Consider the following 17393-nt stretch of genomic DNA (forward strand, 5'->3'; position numbering starts at 1 on the left):
TTTCGGAGAGTAAGCTACGGGAATTGGCTCGAATTCATCGGTTTCGAGGGATTAGCTGATGCTCTGACTTTTCAGTCATTGCAAACGGATAAGTTGTTTCCCGTCCTTACAGTAAGAATGCAAGAACAAGATTTCAGCTTTCTTGATACATCAGAACACTCCTCCGACAGTGAGTGCGTCACGCCTGCGCCCGAATGTTGCTTACACGGTAGGAAGCCCACAGCACAGTGCCCACCTTGTTGCTTGCGTTTTGGGATAGAGAGGCATAGACTGGTCAAGTTGCTTGAATTCGCTCGCAACCCAGCTAGCCAACGGGAATGGGCTAGTATTCCTGCTTTTGAGCGCGTGCGAACCGTGAGACTTTCCAACAAGGTAGGACCGGAGATGGAAATCCGGGCGCTGCAAAAGGATCAAGGGAAGGAGGAAAGCACTCTAGCTGTTTTCCCGGATGGTTCAGTATGTGTCTACGCATGCATGCTGGAGCACGGAACCAGAGAAGAGTTGTAGTTGGCCGCGGGTACGGTGCTACAGCGGGTCAGCTGTACGGTTGGAGACTCTTGAGCGAGGCCCTGATTCGGTATGGGTTTTCAGGGGCCAGGCCAGGAATTAGTTGAGCCTACTTTAGTGTAGCTTTGTCGTACAAGAATCACAGTTGCCCAGAGGGGTTCCTGATGGCTAAAGTTAATGCTGGCAAGCCACTGGTTATAGTCGGGGCAGGTGGACACGGCCGCGAGGTTGCTCGCATGGTCGAAGATATCAACCGATGCTCGGGAGAGCAGTGGGAATTGCTGGGGTTTGTAGATGATAGTGTTCAGGGAGAGACCGTCGAGGGCGACCGAATACTGGGTGACGTCGGGAGCCTCGTGCCGATGGACACGAAGCCTTGGGTAGTCTGCGCAATAGGCAATCCCCGAACTCGTAAAAGAATTGCGACGATGCTGGAACAAGCTGGCCTGAGGTTCGCTACGCTCGTCCACCCGAGCGTGGTGACCTCAAGGTTTGTCACAATTGGAGAGGGTTCAATGGTGTCGGCAGGGACCATTCTCACTACGAACATTGCCATCGGCCGACATTGTTTGATAAATACCGGCTGCAGAATCGGCCATGACACTCGGCTGGGGGACTACGCGAGCTTGATGATCGGTGTCAGCATAGCCGGTGAAGTGACTGTCGGAAGTGGATGTTTTTTGGGCCTCAATGCCTGCGTCATAAACCGGGTGTCTGTGGGTGAGTGGAGCATCATCGGCGCAGGCGCCGCAGTAGTGAAGGACATCCCTCCGAGGGTGGTTGCCGTGGGGGTGCCGGCAACCCCCATCAAGACCCTGGACCAGTAAGTGATACATCCGTTGTAGCCCCAGCCAAAGGAGGGCTTCCCAGTTGCAGGTCCATCTCTCCCGGCCAGACGTAACTGAGCAGGAAATCGCGGTCCTTGAGGCGGTCATCCGTTCCCCCGTCCTCGCCCTCGGCCCCAACATCACCGAGTTCGAGCGGGCCGTCGCCGGCTACGTCGGCCGCAGGCACGGCATCGCCTGCAACAGCGGCACGAGCGGCCTCCACCTCCTCGTGCGGGCGCTGGGCATCGGCGATGGCGACGAGGTCATCACGACCCCGTTCAGCTTTATCGCCTCGAGCAACTGTATCCTGTACGAGCGCGCAAGGCCCGTGTTCGTGGACATCGAGCCCGACACCGGCAACATCGACCCCGATCTCATCGAGGCCACCATCACCCCGCGCACGAAGGCCATCCTCCCGGTGGACGCCTTCGGTCAGCCCGCGCGGCTCGACGCCATCCGCGAAATCGCGGACCGCCGCGGGCTGTTCGTCATCGAGGACTCCTGCGAATCCCTGGGTTCGGAGTATAAGGGCGTCAGGGCCGGCAACGGGGCTTTCGCCCACGGGGCGGTGTTCGCGTTCTACCCGAATAAGCAGATAACCACCGGCGAGGGCGGCATGGTCGTCACCGACGACGACCGCCTTATGCGGCTCTGCCGCAGCATGTGCAACCAGGGCCGCGGCGAGGAGGGGGTCTGGCTGTCGCACGAACGCCTGGGCTTCAACTACCGGATGGACGAGATGTCCGCCGCGCTGGGTGTCGCCCAGATGAGAAGGATAGAGGAGATCATTGAGAAGCGCGCCCGTGTGGCCGAGATATACCGCGAGCGCCTGTCGAGGATCGATGGCGTGCGCCTGCCGTACATCGCCTCCGAGGTCACGCGGATGAGCTGGTTCGTATACGTCATCCGCGTCGGGCTGGAGGAGAAGGAGCCCGCGCGCCAGGAGGCGGTCAGGGACCACGTGATGAAGGTGCTCATCGACAACGAGATCGGCTGCCGGCCGTACTTCACGCCGATCCACCTCCAGCCGTTCTACCGCGAGATGTTCGGCTTCAAGGAAGGGGATTTCCCCATTACCGAGCTCGCTGGCAGGACGAGCATCGCGATTCCGTTCCACAATAACCTGACAGAGGCCGAGATCGAGTACGTGGCTGGCGCGCTCGAGGAGGGCCTGCGCACTGCGCCGGGAAGGACCCGCTGGATATGAGCGCGCCGTGTGTCCGGGGGGCAGCGGCCACGCCGTCTCGGGAGGCCGCGGTGTCGCAGAAGGCAGGGTCGCGGCGGGCTGTTAGTATTGCTTCCATCGTCGGCGCGCGGCCGCAGTTCGTGAAGGCGGCGATGGTCTCGCGTGCGCTGCGGGCGCTGCGGGACGCCGGCGTCCAGGAGACGCTCATCCACACCGGCCAGCACTACGATGACAACATGTCGAAGGTCTTCTTCGACGACCTCGAAATGCCCGAGCCGGCCGTCAGCCTGGATATAGGCTCGGGCGGGCACGGCGCGCAAACCGGCCGGATGCTCGAGGCGCTGGAGAGATACCTCATCGACATAAAGCCGGACTGGGTGGTCGTATACGGTGACACGAACTCCACCCTCGCGGGCGCTCTCGCGGCCGCCAAGATCCACCTCCCGGTGGCCCACGTCGAGGCGGGGCTTCGCTCGTTCAACCGCGGGATGCCCGAGGAAATCAACAGGGTCGTCGCCGACCACCTGTCCGACCTTCTGTTCGTCCCGACGGATGCCGGCGTGGCAAACCTCCAGCGCGAGGGCATCCCCGCGGACCGTGTTCACCTCGTTGGGGACGTTATGTACGACGCGGCGCTCTACTACGGCGACAGGGCCGAACGCCGGAGCGACGTTTTGCGGCGGCTGGACCTTTCGTCGCGCGGGTACGTGCTGGCCACAGTGCACAGGGCCGAGAATACCGACGACCCTGTCGCCCTGCGCAGCATCTTCGAGGGGCTCGCGCTTGCCGGTCGGGAGATCCCTGTCGTCATGCCGCTTCACCCTCGCACGAGGACCCGCCTCGCGGAGCACGGGCTGCTCGACCGGTATGCGGGGGCCGTACGTCTGGCCGAGCCGTGCGCGGGGGCCGTCCGCCTGACCGAGCCACATGCGGGGGCCGCCCCTCTGCCCAGGCCGCACGCCGGGGCTGTGCACCTCACCGACCCCGTCGGCTACCTCGATATGCTGATGCTCGAGAAGCATGCGCGTCTCATCGCCACAGACTCAGGCGGGGTGCAGAAGGAGGCCTTCTTCTATTCAGTCCCCTGTGTGACGCTGCGCGGCGAGACGGAGTGGACGGAGCTCGTGGAATCGGAGTGGAACCGGCTGGTGCCGCCCCGCTCAGCGAGCGAGGTGTCCCAGGGCATCATCGAGTCCCTCGACCGGCGCGGCACGCCAGTGAAACCCTACGGCTTGGGCGATGCCTCGGAGAGGATCGCCAGGGTCCTTGTATCGAATCGAGAACCACAAGACGGCAATTGACTGGCGCACGGAGATTTGACGGGCCGCTCGACATGGAATAGGATAGGCGCATATAGACTTACGGAGGAACATGGCCGGAATTTGAAGGAGACTTCTGCAGCCCGGAAAGTAGTCCGGTGGCTTCCCGTCGTCGTGTGCCTGGCCCTGATCGCGTTCTTCTCTTCACAGGATGCCTTCAGACAGGACCTGCGCGGGCCGATTGGGAAGTGCCGGGTGCTGGTGAAGGGCGCGCAGGCGCTTCCCCGCGTGAGTTTCCGCTACTCGAAGAAGGTAATCGACAACAAGAAGGACCCCGTCCAGTTCATCCATTTCTTTCTGAGGAAGGGCGCTCACGCTGGAGTGTACGCTGCGCTCGGCCTGTCGTTCAGCTATGCTGTTGAACCATCGATACCCGCCGCGCGCCGCCGCTGGCTTGCCTCGGCGGCCTTCGTCACACTCGTCGGCGGCCTGGATGAATGGCATCAGACCCTGGTCCCCGGCAGGTCGGGACTTGCTGTCGACGTGTGCATCGATCTGGCTGGCTTCGCGGCGGCTTCCATGCTTCTTGCGGTGCTCCGCGCAGTGCGCGGTTCATGGTGAGGCAGCAGGTGCTTGGTGCGGCGAAATCCGACGGACTACTCGCGCAAGCGTGGGCGCTGCCGACAGACCTGCGCCGGAAGCGTTCCCTGCGCCGTCAGGTCGACCCCGACCGTAGTCATTGCCTACAAACGGACGCCGCAGGTGTGGCTTCTGCCCACGGACAGACGCCAGCAGTGCGGCTTCTGCCGACAGACCAGACGCCGGCAGTGCGGCTTCTGCCGACAGACCAGACGCGATGGTGTTGTTTTCACCCGCAGGTTGCTCACGGTCAATCCACAGGGGGGCGAGGCTGTGAAGTGGATCATCGATACGGACCCCGGAATTGATGATGCGGCGGCGATAATCGCGTCGGTCCGGTCGGGGCTGGATGTCACCGGCATCTCAGTGGTGTACGGGAATGCTTCGCTGGAGCACACGCTGAAGAATGCCTTGCGACTTATAGAATTGCTGGATGTCCGAATTCCGGTTTACCCCGGTGTTGACCGCCCGCTGCTCGGGCAACTGCATCGTGCGGCTGTCGCACACGGGGAAGACGGTTTCGGCGACAACTTCTTGCCTGCCCCAAATCGTCGCGAGGAGGGAGGTCACGCGATCGATTTCTTGCTGGAGAGCGCCCGGCGTTTTGCGGGGAACCTGAGCCTGTTGGTCATAGGTCCTTTGACGAATGTGGCCCTGGCCATAGCCCGGGATCGCTGCTTCTGTGATTCCGTCAGCCAAATCGTAATCATGGGTGGGACATCTGGTGCTCGGGGCAATGCCACAATGGTCTCGGAATTCAATATCTACGCAGACCCGGAAGCTGCGGCGATCGTTTTGGGTTCGGGGATCCCCATAACCATGGTCCCCCTCGAGACTGCGCGTAAGGTGCTATTGGGTGTTGAGTTCCTCGAAATGCTCGAGCGGTCGAAGGCCCCGCTGGCTCAATTCTTCTCGAGCATTTGTGGGCCTGTGGTCAGGCGGGTGGAGCGACAACGGGGCGCTCGCGGCCTGGTATTGTGCGACCTGGTTGCCGCAGCCCTGGCCATCGAGCCTGGACTCGCGAGGTCCGCAGTTCAATCCTATGTGGCTGTGGAAACAGGTGGTTCGGTATCGAGGGGACTGACGGCTGTCGATTACTCGGGAATATCGGGCTGTAAACCTAACGCCACTGTATGCCTTGACGTTGACGCTGCTCGGGTAGGCGACATCTTCGCCCAAGCCCTGACTACCTGACTCCTGGCTCCTGGCTCCTGATTCCTGATTCCGAAGGACCTCACGAGCCTGTCCGCAGCCTCCGTCAGCGATACTCCGGTGCCGCCAGCCGCAGTTGTGTGGTCTACGCCGACGGATCAACCCCAAGTTCGTGGCCACTGCCGGCAGGCAAATCGCAAGCGTGCTGTCCGCCGACGGGTGAATTCCGACATTGCGGTTTCCGCCGGCAGATCCGCTGCGATAGTGTTGCCTTCCCCCGCAGGTTGCCACCGAACACGTGGCACGTGACCACGTGTCGCCGGAGTCGGATCCCGGCCCCCCGCGCGGTCGCGCCCTTCGACCAATGGTTCATCAGGCCGACAGGCCACGCGCCGCCATGGAAATACATGGCAATATATGGTAGACTATGGTTAGGGCGTCAGCCGGAGCGTGTCCAAACGCCGACGTCGCAGGTACAGCACAGTCGCACGGCCCTGCTCGAAAGCCAGACCACGTGTGACAGCAGCAAGCAGCCACGCGGTTGCTTGGCGCGCCTTCAACACAATTAGTCCTGGAAAGCTGTGATGAGGAGGTTTTGTCAGCCGGTTGAGGTATCGAGCGTTCTTGCCTCCAGATATGCTGAATTCGAGAAAGTTGCGGCCTGTAGCGAAGACCCTGTATTTCGTCGCGCAGGCCCTGCAGCCGAGGTCGATCAGTGAGCTCGCAAGACACGCCGGGGTCGACCGAAGCACAGCATCCGAAGCCTGCGCCGAGCTCGCCCGGGCCGGTTGGATGAAAATCGTGAAATCGAGGAGGGAACACGCCCCCGTCGCGGTCATTCCCGGGGCATTGCAGGCTGAGCGCGCGGAGAGTCTCCGCAAAATCCTCGCGATGGTGCGTCACAAGGGCGAGTTCCTCATGAAGTGCTGGCTTGACCTCATGGTTCCCAGTGACGACTATCTCGACAACGCAAGGCCGGAATTCCTGTTGAACCCCGTCTCGGGTGAACCCCTCGAATTCGACCGCTATTACCTCCTCGGAGTGGCCTTCGAATTCAACGGCCCCCAACACTACGGCCCCACAGTCGTGTATCCCGATGAACGCGCGTTCAGGGAGGTGCGGACGAGAGACCTGTTGAAACGGGGGTTAAGCCAGGAGAAGGGCATAGTGCTGGTCACCATCACTGCGCAAGACCTTTCGTTGGAGGAAATGCGCAGGAAAATCCCCGACCGGCTGCCCCGTGGCTTCGTTGACACGGGTTCGCCGTACGTGAGGACCCTGGAGCGCGCGTCGGCCGAATACAGGGAAAAAGCGAGCGGCTAGAACCCATTACAGTTCGTCCCTGCAGGTGTGTGGCCCAGGCCGACGGATCAACCCCAAATCCGTGGCCAATGCCAGCAGGTGAATCGCAAGCGTGGCGGCCGCCGACGGATATACATCGAGAATGCGGCTTCTACCCACAAATCGGCCGTGATTGTGTTGCCATCGTCTGCAAGTTGCCTCCGAATACGTCGCATTTGACCACGCGTCCCCGGCTTCTTCTCATCATAAACTCCCCGTCGATTCCCCCCGATATTTGCTGTAGAGGCTTCACGCCTGCCCTGCGCCGGCGATAGCTGCGGCAATGAAGCGACAGCCGGGCTGCCCGGCGCGCGCGGCTCATGATGGGGGGAACCAGTATGAGAAGGCTATGTGCTACCCTGCTCGCGTTGATGGTAATGCTGGGCACTCAGGTGGCGCACGCGTCGGCCGAGATAGTCCCTGCAGTTCCCCCGCGTGAGATCACGGTCCAGGAGTACGTCATCTGGCACCAGGCCCTCGCCGCCAAGCTCGAGGCGCTGCTGACCGCGTACGAAGGCTCACTGAAGGCGTTCACCGGGAAGAATCTCACCCAGGACCAGTTCCGCCAGCGGCTCATGGAGTTGTCGATCGCGGCGGCGGAGGTATTGAGGGACAGCACCTCGGTGACCAATACGAAAAACCCAGAACTCTGGGGGCGGATCACGGGTGATGCGGCTCTGGTCGCGATGGTGTATTCCGACATAGTGCTGACTTTTGGCAAGTACGCGGGCGGTGACGCCACCGGCGGCGACGACAGGCTGAACACCACGTGCGACCTGCTGCGGCAGGCCGTTGCGACCATCACAGGCCGGAACTTGGTGACCAGCGTTCAGCCGGCCGCCGCGGCTCCTGGAGATCAATTGACCCCGGACACCGCGCTGTTCTCCCAGTACTTCAAGAACCTCTCGGTCGGACGACTTCCGGCCGAAGTCACGAAGCAGGATAAGGCCAACTGGCGTAATCACCTTATCCAGACGGACATGTTCTCGTACGGCGATATCTTCGCCATGACCGGTGAGGTCCTGAAAGAGGTCCGCCTGACTATCGCTTACGTCGATGTGAACTCCGGGAGGTTGGTTGGCTCGGCTGGCGAGACGCCACCCCTAAAGCCCGGACCGTTCACAGGCTACAACCTTATGGCCCTTCCGCCGGGGAGCTACGAGGTGAGGTGCTTCATCAATGGGACGCTTGTCAGGGTACTGCCGTTCTCGGCACTGAGTCCCGGCTCGAGGGTATCGATGTAGGGGCGCTCGGGGCCATGCGCGGGGCTCGGCCCACCTCGGCCCACGACGGCCTACCACGAGGATAGGCGTACTGCAAGAAGGGGGAAACCCCCCTCGTCCATAATCAACAGGCGATGAGGGGGGCTTTGCATTGTCTGAGAGACTGTCCCGAGAAGAATCATCCAAGCGTGACATTTTCGCGGGGGTCCTGGCCGCAGCGAAGCGCCTGGATGGAGTGGCCCACAGGACCCCGGTTATCACGTCAAGGTTTCTGAATGAGCGCACCGGCAACACCATCTACCTCAAGTGCGAGAACTTCCAGCGTGCGGGGGCGTTCAAGTTCCGCGGGGCGTACAACGCGATCAGTTCTCTGACAGCCGAAGCGCGGGAGCGAGGGGTCATCACCCATTCCTCCGGAAATCATGCGCAGGCGCTCGCGCTGGCCGGGAGGCTCCTCGGCGTGGCTGTGACTGTCGTGATGCCGAAGGACGCCCCTGCGGTTAAGCGGGCCGCCACAGAGGGCTACGGCGCCACCGTGGTGCCGGTGGACCAGGCGGCTAACAGTCGTGAACAGGTGTGTGATGAGCTGATTGCGGCGCACGGCTACACGCTGATCCACCCGAGCGATCAGGTCGAAATCGTAGCCGGGCAGGGCACCGCCGCAAAGGAACTCATTGAGGATGTCGGCGACCTGGACTACGTGTTCGCGCCGTGCGGCGGTGGCGGGCTGCTTAGCGGTACCGCCGTCGCTGCGAAACACCTGCGACCCGGCTGCAAAGTGATCGGGTCTGAGCCGGCGAACGCCGACGACGCGACCCGCTCGTTCAAGACCGGCATCCTGCAGACGATTCACAACCCGCAGACGGTGGCCGACGGCCTGAAAACGTCGCTCGGCAAGGTCACTTTCCCCCTGGTCAGGCAGTACGTCGACGACATGCTCACCGTGACTGAGGAAGAAATCATCAGCACGATGTACTACCTCTGGACCAGGCTGAAGATCGTGGTTGAGCCGTCGGGGGCGGTTGCGCTGGCACCGCTGTTCCACCGGAATCTCCCAATCGAGGGAGAGAGGGTGGGCGTTATCCTGAGCGGCGGCAACGTGGACGTCCGCCGGGCGGGCGAGCTCTTCGAGGGTCTCGACGACTAGCCTCGACGGAGCCGTTCCTCGGCGGCCTTCTGAAGCGCATCGAGGAAGCGTGTGAGGTCGTCGCGCAACGCTCCATGGGCGTCTTGCAGATCGTAGGCAAATCTCAACACGCGCTGGGGGATCAGGTTGTAGTCGTATATGTTGGCTACGAGCTGGCGGAACGTCCGTAGCTCATCAAGGCGAGCGAACGTCTCATGGGCAATTACCGGCGGGCGTATCCCCGGTAGATCCCGCTTCATTTTCGCCGGATAGGTTTTGAGATGTTGCCCAGCTAAGTCGGCTGAGCCTGATGAGCCCGGCTGCGTTTGTCAATCACGAGCGTGTGCTTCAACCGAAATGGGCAGGGGGTTCGTCCCAGGCCACGCTCATCCTCGAGAACTGTCTCTTGTTGAACGTCCAGACTCGCTGCTGTTTGCCCCTTGCGATGGCAGCCAGCAGAGCGTCTGAGAAGTCTACACCCTTGTCTCTGAATTCCAGCAGCGCCTCGTGGACAGCGCGCTTGTCTTCTACCAGGACACCCCTGAGCGCGAAGAATTGCCTGAGCGCGTTACATATGTCGGGGCGTGAGTAGCCCTCGCCTTCGAGAACGTACACTATCTCGCGCAGGATGTGTGCGGCAACCTTGAGCCTGTGCGAACCGCGTTCGGCTTCTTCGAAAAGGTACTTGGCGCGGGGGCTGTGGTCTGGATGGTCGTTCAGCAAGTACCGCAACACAACGTTGGAATCCAACCATGATTCTGCGAGCTCGGCCATTTTAGGGCGCCTCGCGTTCCCGGCGGTAGCGCGAGGCCCGCTCAGCTCGGATGTTGGCCCGGTTCTCGTAGATGACGTAACCGATGGTGGTGAAGTGCGGCTCAACATGCTTGGTTCTACGATTCCCAGAAAGCTGGGGAGAAATGACCCTTGCCCGTGTGGCAGCGGCAAGAAATTCAAGAAATGCTGCGAACCCATGATTATTCTGCATGCAGGCATCAGGGTTCTGGGCTAGGGCGCCGTCTACCGGGCATGCTGGGATCCGGTTGACCGGCGCGGACGGCGACCACCTGATTCGCCTGGCCAGGACTATGCCGCCGGTGGCACGCGTCCTGTCGGGGCCCGATTCGAGTTCTGGAGGAGGTCAAAGGGAGCCTCGAAGAGCATCTCGAACGATGAAGGCTCCTGCTTCGGGCGGATAAAAGGTCGGCGCTGGCGGATGCATGCTCAACTGCCGTAAGTTCTCATGGTTGCGTCTTGGTATACGGCTGCAACGTCAGCAAGCCCTCGATGATGTTGAAGTGCCTTGCGTTTCTGGTGACGAGGACCGCTTTCAATTCCAGGCAGGTACTGGCGATGATTGCATCCACCGGGGTCAAGCCCTTGGCCCTGTAGTTCCTCAATAGTTGTCCGGCTCGCCGGGAGATGGACGATGAAACAGGGATGGAGGAGAAACGGCTCAGCAGGCTTTCCAGCAGTTCCTTTTCGCCTTTTGCGGGCAGAGCGCCGGCCATGAGTTCCATTTCCGTTAGCACGGATATCTGACCCGAGTATTCACCCGTAAAAACCCTGCGCAGGAAATCGCCGGCGGGTTGGTAGCCGCGCAGGTGATCGACGAGAATATCGGTATCGATGAGGATGCTAGTCATCCAGGATTCTCTCCAGGCGCCCGGAATCTGACTGGCGCAACTCCGCAGTGAACTGGGCGCTAATGTCATCCCGGTTTTTCCACAAACCAGCTGTTGCGGTGATTATGTCTTCATCTGTCATCCGGTCCCTGACTGCAGGTTTTCTCCCAACCTCGAGTACGATGCTGTTTTCCCCCACTGCTTTCACCTGCAGCACATCCCCTGCCCCAATTCTCAGTTGGCGCCGGACGTCTGATGGCAAGGTAATCTGTCCTTTAGAGGATATACGCGTTTGCACGAGGCCCCCTCCTTTACTTAGTAAAGCATAGCATGGGCAGTAAAGGACCGTCAAGAACTGGCCGCAAGGGCGTCCTTGCCTACGGACGCCCGTCCCCCCGTCTCCGGTGCCCCGAGATCCGCCTGTACACGGTGCTCTGGCTGAGCCCGGTCGCCCGCGCCACCTTGTAGGTGCTGCCGAGGGTTTCGTACAGGCGCAGGAGCTCCGCTGCGTCCGGCGCGGGACGGGGCGGGGCCACGGCCGCGGCTGGCCCCACGCCGGCAACTGTGGCGTCGGAAGGCAACTGGGGCTGCATCGCCGTGCCGGGCGCCTCCGCCGGTGAGGCTTGCGGGTAACCGCGCGTAACGGAGCACCTGACGCGTTCTGGAAGATCACCCCAGTCTATTTGCCTCGATTCGCAGGTCACGAACAGGTATTCCAGGAGATGCTGCAACTCGCGTATGTTGCCTGGCCAGTCGTACTGCTTGAGCGCCTCCATCGCCGCCGGAGCGATCTCCTTCGTCCCCCTGTATTTCCGGCTGAACGCCCTGGTGAAGTGCGAGACGAGCCCGGGGATCTCTTCCTTCCGGCTCCTGAGCGGTGGCATGCTCAGCGCGATCACGTTGAGGCGGTAGTTCAGGTCCGCGCGGAATCGCCCCGCCTTCACCAGCGCGTCGAGGTCCTGGTTGGTGGCGGCGATGATCCGGAAGTCGGCGTGGCTCGACTTGGTCCCGCCCACCGGTATGAACGTCCTGTCCTCGATTACCTGCAGTAGCTTGGCCTGGATCGAGAGCGGGAGATCCCCGACCTCGTCGAGGAAGACGGTGCCGCCATTAGCGAGCTCCAGCAGCCCTGGCTTGCCCTGCCTGTTGGCGCCCGTGAAGGCGCCCGGCTTGTAGCCGAACAGCTCCGATTCGAGGATCTCCTCGGGTAGAGCCGGGCAGCTCAGCTTCAGGAATGGGCCGCCTCGCCTCGGGCTCTTGCGGTGAACGAAATGGGCCAGGACGTCCTTGCCCGTCCCCGATTCGCCGGTGATGAGTATGTTCGCGTCGAAAGCCGCGGCGCGGGTGGCCAGCCTGAGCACGTCCCGCATGACCTTCCCGGTACACACGGGTTCGATGTGGCCTTCCTTGCGGTCGTCGCTGGGGCGCCCGGTGGTGCCGCGCGGGTCCGCCGCCCCGCCGGCGGCCTGCGCCGCTCCGCCGGCCGCCTGCGCCGCCCCGCCGGCGGCCTGCGCCGCCTGAACGCTCTCGTAGGTCTCCCTCATGTACTCCAGCGAGGTGACATCCCTCGAGTTCTCGACGACGTACTGGAGGTTCCCGTGCGCATCGAACACGGGGGTCCCCGTGATGAGCATCACCCTGCCGGTTCTAATCCGCTGCGTCAGGGTGATGCTCTTCTTTTCGGCGATGACCAGCGGGGCAACGGCGGGGTGGAAGTATCCCTCGAGCTCCAGGTCGCGCACGTTCCGGCCGATCAGGTTCTCGAGCTTTTCCCCGTACAGCTCCTCGCACGCCGGGTTAACATAGAGGGTGTTGCCCTCGGCGTCCGTCACCCAGATTTCGTCGCACGAATGATCGCAAACCACCTTGTAGAACTGATCGGGCAGGCCTACGGCCACGATGAACGCCTCCATCCGGGTTAGACGTCCGGTTCGAAACGTGACTTATCCAACCTCGATGACTGACTTAAATCGACTCAAGTCCTAGCCGCAGTCTTGGCCGCCGGTGGAGGGAATTCCTCCTGCTTGACCGAAGCGTCCAACAGGTGGCCGGTGGCATGTCTCTTGCGTGTGATCCGGGTGGAGGTGTTGTCGTTGTTCGATGTTGAACCAGGGGTCGTGGAGATGGTTAGCGCAACTGTTGACAGCATGAGGGACGAGATCGCGGGCTTCCTCAGCGACATCGTCCGGATCGACACCGAGAACCCGCCGGGCAGGAACTACCGGCGCTGTGCGGAGGCAATCGGCGACAAGCTCAAGGAATTCGGCTACGAGGTCGAGTACTTATCCGTACCCGCCGAACTCCTCGGCCGGCTCGCCCCTCTCGGGGAAGGTCTGGAGAGGGTAAGCGTGGTAGGCCGCCTCGAGGGTCAGACCAGGAGGCCGGTGCTACATTTTACGGGCCATTTTGACGTTGTCCCCGCGGGGGATGGATGGTCGGTCGACCCGTATGGGGGGCTCGTCAAGGACGGCCGCGTATACGGGCGCGGCGCCTCGGACCAGAAGTCCGGGATAGCGGCCCAGGTCTTCGCCATCGAGGCTGTCCGCCGGGCTGGACTGAAGCCACTTGGCACCGTCGTGTCCAGCGCCACACCCGACGAGGAGACCGGGGGGTTCGCAGGCATCGGCTATCTCGTCGACCGCGACATCATCTCTACGTCCAACACGGACTACTGCGTCATCACTGAATGCCTCGACTACGACAAGGTATGCATCGGCCATCGCGGGACCGTGTGGTTCGAGATCAAGACCTTCGGCAGGAAGGCTCACGGCAGCATGCCGGGTCTCGGCGTCAACGCGATTGACAAGATGGTCAAGGCGATCAACGTCCTGAACTCGGGTGTCCGCGCGAAAGCGGAGTCGCTGGTTTCATCGTACCCCGTCGTGCCCGACAGCGCCAGGCGCAGCACAATGGCCGTAACCGTTGTTCAGGCCGGCGTGAAGACAAACGTCATCCCCGACGAGTGCCGCGCCGAGTTCGACTGGAGGCTTGTGCCGGAGCAGGATGTGGACGCCTGCTGGGACGAGCTCGTCTCGGCGCTCGAAGGGATCAGGCGGTCAGATCCGGAGTTTGCGTACAGTGCCAGAAAGCTGCTGGAGACACCGCCCACGATCGTGCCTACGGATACGGAGGTGGTCAGCGCGTTCCTCGAAGCGGGCGAGAGGGTCATAGGGAGGAGGATGGGGTTCTCGGTGAGCCCCGGCAGCGACGATCAGAAGTTCGTCGTGCAGAAAGCCGGACTGAAACAGTGCATCGTCTACGGTCCGGGCCCGCTGAACCTGGCTCACCAGAACGACGAGTACCAGCCCGTAGACGACCTTATCGCCTCGACGAAGGTGATGGCGGTCGCGGCGCTCAGATTGCTGGGTTACAGGCGGGAGAAGCGATAATCTGTCGAGGAGGTGCTCAGGGAAGTGGAAGACGACCGGAAAGGGCTTCGCGTCGACCCCAGGTACGTCCAGGCGACGAAGGAGGCGGTCATCGGCCTGATCCTGTTCGTGCTGAATTTCCTGTGGTGGTATGGTTTCGCGTACACGCTCGGCTCCGGATCGCCCGACAAGTACACCTATGTCCTCGGTTTTCCGGCGTGGTTCTTCTGGAGTTGCATCGTGGGATTCGTCGTGTTCTCGATAGCGGCAACCTGGGTGGTGGCCAGGTTCTTCAAGGACATTCCACTGGACTGAGGGGGTGGGCTGAATGACCATTAACTGGACAATGATGTCCGCGCTGGTAGTGTACCTGGTTGGCGTCTACCTCCTTGGCTACTACAGCTGGGCGTTCGTCGCCAGGGCCAGGGCCGGCACGGGCGCTGGTTTCATGAGAGAGTACTTCATCAGCGGCAGGGACCTCGGAGGGTTCGTCCTGGCCATGACGCTCGTCGCCACGTACGTCAGCGCCGGCAGCTTCATCGGCGGCCCCGGTACCGCGTACACGCAGGGTCTCGGCTGGGTGTTCCTCGCCATGGCGCAGATGCCGACAGGCTACCTCACGCTTGCCCTGCTCGGCAAGAGGTTCGCCATCCTGGCGCGGAAGATCAACGCCGTGACCATTGTCGATTATCTCAAGGCCCGGTACGAAAGCGATCTCGTAGTCATACTGGCTTCCATCTCTATAGTAGCGTTCCTCATGGCTTCAATGACCGCGCAGTGGGTCGGTGCCGCGCGCGTCCTGCAGGCGGTCGGCATGAGTTACGAACTGGGCCTCGCGATATTCGCCATCACGCTGCTCATCTACGTGACAGTCGGCGGGTTCAGGGCGGTGGCGCTCACCGACGCCCTCCAGGGCATGGTGATGTTAGTCGGTACCATCGCCATAATCATAGGGGCGGTCTCGGCCGGCGGCGGCGTCGAGAACATCGTCCGCACGATGTACAAGACCAACCCCGACCTCATCACACCTTTCGGCGTGAAGAACTTCATCTCCGTACCGTGGGTGTCGTCGTTCTGGGTGCTCGTGGGCATCGGACTCGTCGGCCTTCCACAGATAGCGGTGCGTGCGATGGCGTACCGGGACAGCAAGGCCATGCACAGGGCGATCATTATCGGCACCCCGGTGGCCGGCTTCCTCATGCTGGGTATGCATCTCGTGGGGGCGTTCGGAGCGGCGGTTGTCCCCGGCATCAAGGCCGGCGACCTGGTGGTGCCGACCGTGACGACGAAGGTGCTGCCCGAGTGGCTGGCGGGGATGTTCCTCGCGGGCCCGCTCGCCGCCATCATGTCCACCGTCGACTCGATGCTCATACTCGTGGCGTCGTCCATAGTCAAGGACATCTGGCTCAACTACGTCAACCCGAAGATGTCCGACAGGGGCATCGCGAACATGAGCACCATCGTGACCATCATCGTGGGCGTGGTGGTGTACGTGACAGCGCTGAAGCCGCCGCCCCTCCTCGTGTGGTTGAACCTGTTCGCGATCGCCGGTCTCGAGGCCACGTTCTTCTGGCCGATCCTCCTCGGCCTCTACTGGAGGCGGGCCAACGCCCCGGGCGCGATCGCGTCCATGCTGGCCGGCGTGGGCAGCTACCTCTACTTCGACCAGGTAATCCTGTGGAAGAAACCGCTGGGCATGCACACGGTGGTTCTCCCGCTCATACTGGCGCTCGTCGCGTTTGTGGTGGTGTCTTGTGTGACCAGGAAACCGTCACGGGAGATAGAGGAGAAGTTCTGGGCATAGCGTAACGGCAGACAGCGACACGGAAGGGGTGTTGTACTTGACAGTCGACGAGGCGGTGCGTCTCAAGCAGGAGTACCTTTTCCCCGGGGTCCGCGCGTATTACTCAAAGCCGCTCGTACTGGTGGACGGCAACGGGGTGAGGGTCCACGATTCCACGGGGCGCGAGTACCTCGATCTCTACGGGGGCATCCTGACCGTCTCGGTCGGCCACGCACACCCGCACGTGGTCGAGGCCGTAAAGGAGCAGGTAGATAAGATATCTCACACCTCGACCTGCTACCTTAACGAACCCATGCTCCGCCTCGCGGAGAGGCTGGCGAAGATCACGCCGGGGAACCTGAAGAAGACGTTCTTCTCCAACAGCGGCACCGAGGCGAACGAGACCGCCGTCTTCCTGGCCAAGATCTACACGGGTAACCACGACGTCATCGCGGTCCGCCACAGCTACCACGGGCGTTCCACCCTGGCGGCGATGTTGACGGGCAACTCGGCGTGGAGACCGGTTGACACCGAGATCCCCGGCATAGTCCACGCGCACAGCCCGTACTGCTTCCGCTGCGCATTCCACCTCGAGTACCCGTCGTGCGGCCTCGCTTGCGCTTACGACATCGAGGAGCTCATCAGGACGTGCACCTGCGGCCGCATCGCGGCGTTCATCGCCGAACCCATCCAGGGCGTCGGGGGTTTCGTGACGCCGCCGCCCGAGTACTTCAAGATCGCGGTGGAGATCGTGCGCAGGTACGGCGGCGTGTTCATCTGCGACGAAGTGCAAACCGGGTGGGGCCGCACGGGCGGGAAGCTGTTCGGGATCGAGCACTGGGGCGTCGAGCCGGACATCATGACGTTCGCCAAGGGCCTGGCGAACGGCTCTCCCATTGGGGCGACCGTGGCGAGGGCCGAGATAGCCGAGGCGTTCACGGCGGCCACCATTTCCACGTTTGGCGGGAACCCCGTGACCATGGCCGCCGCGATGGCGACCATGGACGTGATCGTGGACAACAACCTGCCGGCGCACGTTGCGAAGGTGGGAGAGATGTGCTTCGGGCGCCTCAGATCGATGCAGGACAGGTTCCCGTTCGTGGGCGAGGTCCGCGGCAAGGGCCTGATGATGGGCGTCGAGATCACCGGCGAAAACAGGGCGCCGGCGCCCGACGCGACCACGGCGCTGATGGAGGCCGCCAGGGAAGAAGGAATCCTGATCGGCCGGGGCGGGCTGTATTCGAACGCCATACGTATTGCGCCGCCGATGACCATTTCCGCGGAAGACGCTGCCGACGGCATGGACAGGTTCGAGAGGGCGCTCGCAAAGGTGGCAAGCCAGTTCTGAAAGCCGGGGGTG

General features: G+C 62.2%; 17 protein-coding genes and 1 pseudogene. 13 read left to right on the plus strand and 5 right to left on the minus strand.

Features of this window, described 5'->3' with window-relative positions; translation table 11 throughout:
* Positions 1-671 precede the first annotated feature (671 nt).
* The 8 genes from HPY55_08625 (at position 672) to HPY55_08660 (ending at position 9281) form a co-directional block, all read left to right on the plus strand.
* On the plus strand, positions 672-1334 hold the full coding sequence (locus HPY55_08625) for an acetyltransferase (protein NPV70692.1): 663 nt from the start codon (positions 672-674) through the stop codon (positions 1332-1334).
* Positions 1335-1377: 43 nt separating this feature from the next.
* Complete coding sequence (locus HPY55_08630; protein ID NPV70693.1) at positions 1378-2541, plus strand: DegT/DnrJ/EryC1/StrS family aminotransferase; 1164 nt, start codon at positions 1378-1380, stop codon at positions 2539-2541.
* Positions 2538-3821 (plus strand): UDP-N-acetylglucosamine 2-epimerase (non-hydrolyzing), encoded by a 1284-nt coding sequence (gene wecB, locus HPY55_08635; protein ID NPV70694.1) that lies wholly within the window; start codon positions 2538-2540, stop codon positions 3819-3821. Before HPY55_08630 ends, wecB begins: the two co-directional genes overlap by 4 nt.
* Positions 3822-3902: 81 nt before the next feature.
* Positions 3903-4400, plus strand: coding sequence for a VanZ family protein (gene vanZ / locus HPY55_08640; protein ID NPV70695.1), 498 nt, complete (start codon positions 3903-3905; stop codon positions 4398-4400).
* A gap of 291 nt (positions 4401-4691) precedes the next feature.
* Complete coding sequence (locus HPY55_08645; protein NPV70696.1) at positions 4692-5612, plus strand: nucleoside hydrolase; 921 nt, start codon at positions 4692-4694, stop codon at positions 5610-5612.
* A 612-nt stretch (positions 5613-6224) separates the two neighbouring features.
* Entirely contained in the window at positions 6225-6893 is a 669-nt protein-coding gene (locus tag HPY55_08650; GenBank protein NPV70697.1) for a helix-turn-helix domain-containing protein, read from the plus strand.
* Between the two features lie 356 nt (positions 6894-7249).
* On the plus strand, positions 7250-8155 hold the full coding sequence (locus tag HPY55_08655; GenBank protein NPV70698.1) for a hypothetical protein: 906 nt from the start codon (positions 7250-7252) through the stop codon (positions 8153-8155).
* Between the two features lie 172 nt (positions 8156-8327).
* A complete protein-coding gene (locus HPY55_08660) occupies positions 8328-9281 on the plus strand; it encodes a threo-3-hydroxy-L-aspartate ammonia-lyase (protein ID NPV70699.1) in 954 nt (317 codons plus the stop codon).
* On the opposite strand, the gene HPY55_08665 is transcribed toward HPY55_08660, so the two are convergent.
* Together HPY55_08665 and HPY55_08670 are read right to left on the minus strand one after the other, a co-directional pair.
* The gene (locus tag HPY55_08665) at positions 9278-9520 is read right to left on the minus strand and encodes a hypothetical protein (protein NPV70700.1); all 243 of its coding nucleotides are present in this window, start codon (positions 9518-9520) and stop codon (positions 9278-9280) included. The two genes, HPY55_08660 and HPY55_08665, sit on opposite strands and share 4 nt — an antisense overlap.
* Before the next feature lie 88 nt (positions 9521-9608).
* Complete coding sequence (locus HPY55_08670) at positions 9609-10010, minus strand: PIN domain-containing protein (protein ID NPV70701.1); 402 nt, start codon at positions 10008-10010, stop codon at positions 9609-9611.
* Positions 10011-10152: 142 nt separating this feature from the next.
* Here HPY55_08670 and HPY55_08675 point away from each other — a divergent pair.
* Positions 10153-10269 (plus strand): annotated as a pseudogene (locus tag HPY55_08675) (hypothetical protein).
* 229 nt (positions 10270-10498) lie between these two features.
* On the opposite strand, the gene HPY55_08680 reads toward HPY55_08675, so the two are convergent.
* From HPY55_08680 to HPY55_08690, 3 genes are all read right to left on the minus strand, one after another.
* Positions 10499-10903: a type II toxin-antitoxin system VapC family toxin gene (locus HPY55_08680; protein ID NPV70702.1), complete on the minus strand. Its 405-nt coding sequence runs from the start codon at positions 10901-10903 to the stop codon at positions 10499-10501.
* Complete coding sequence (locus HPY55_08685) at positions 10896-11180, minus strand: AbrB/MazE/SpoVT family DNA-binding domain-containing protein (GenBank protein ID NPV70703.1); 285 nt, start codon at positions 11178-11180, stop codon at positions 10896-10898. Before HPY55_08685 ends, HPY55_08680 begins: the two co-directional genes overlap by 8 nt.
* 79 nt (positions 11181-11259) lie before the next feature.
* Positions 11260-12780, minus strand: a complete 1521-nt coding sequence (locus HPY55_08690; GenBank protein NPV70704.1) for a sigma 54-interacting transcriptional regulator — start codon at positions 12778-12780, stop codon at positions 11260-11262.
* A gap of 195 nt (positions 12781-12975) precedes the next feature.
* Here HPY55_08690 and HPY55_08695 point away from each other — a divergent pair, with 195 nt between their 5' ends.
* The 4 genes from HPY55_08695 to HPY55_08710 are packed head-to-tail and all read left to right on the plus strand — an operon-like array spanning position 12976 to position 17381.
* The gene (locus HPY55_08695) at positions 12976-14271 is read left to right on the plus strand and encodes an ArgE/DapE family deacylase (protein NPV70705.1); all 1296 of its coding nucleotides are present in this window, start codon (positions 12976-12978) and stop codon (positions 14269-14271) included.
* A 24-nt stretch (positions 14272-14295) separates the two neighbouring features.
* Complete coding sequence (locus HPY55_08700; GenBank protein ID NPV70706.1) at positions 14296-14565, plus strand: YhdT family protein; 270 nt, start codon at positions 14296-14298, stop codon at positions 14563-14565.
* Between the two features lie 19 nt (positions 14566-14584).
* Entirely contained in the window at positions 14585-16054 is a 1470-nt protein-coding gene (gene panF / locus HPY55_08705) for a sodium/panthothenate symporter (GenBank protein NPV70707.1), read from the plus strand.
* Positions 16055-16091: 37 nt separating this feature from the next.
* Entirely contained in the window at positions 16092-17381 is a 1290-nt protein-coding gene (locus HPY55_08710) for an aspartate aminotransferase family protein (protein NPV70708.1), read from the plus strand.
* The last annotated feature ends 12 nt before the right edge of the window (positions 17382-17393 follow it).

The sequence above is a fragment of the Bacillota bacterium genome (assembly GCA_013178305.1).
In the GTDB taxonomy this organism is placed as follows: Bacteria; Bacillota; Sulfobacillia; order JABLXB01; family JABLXB01; genus JABLXB01.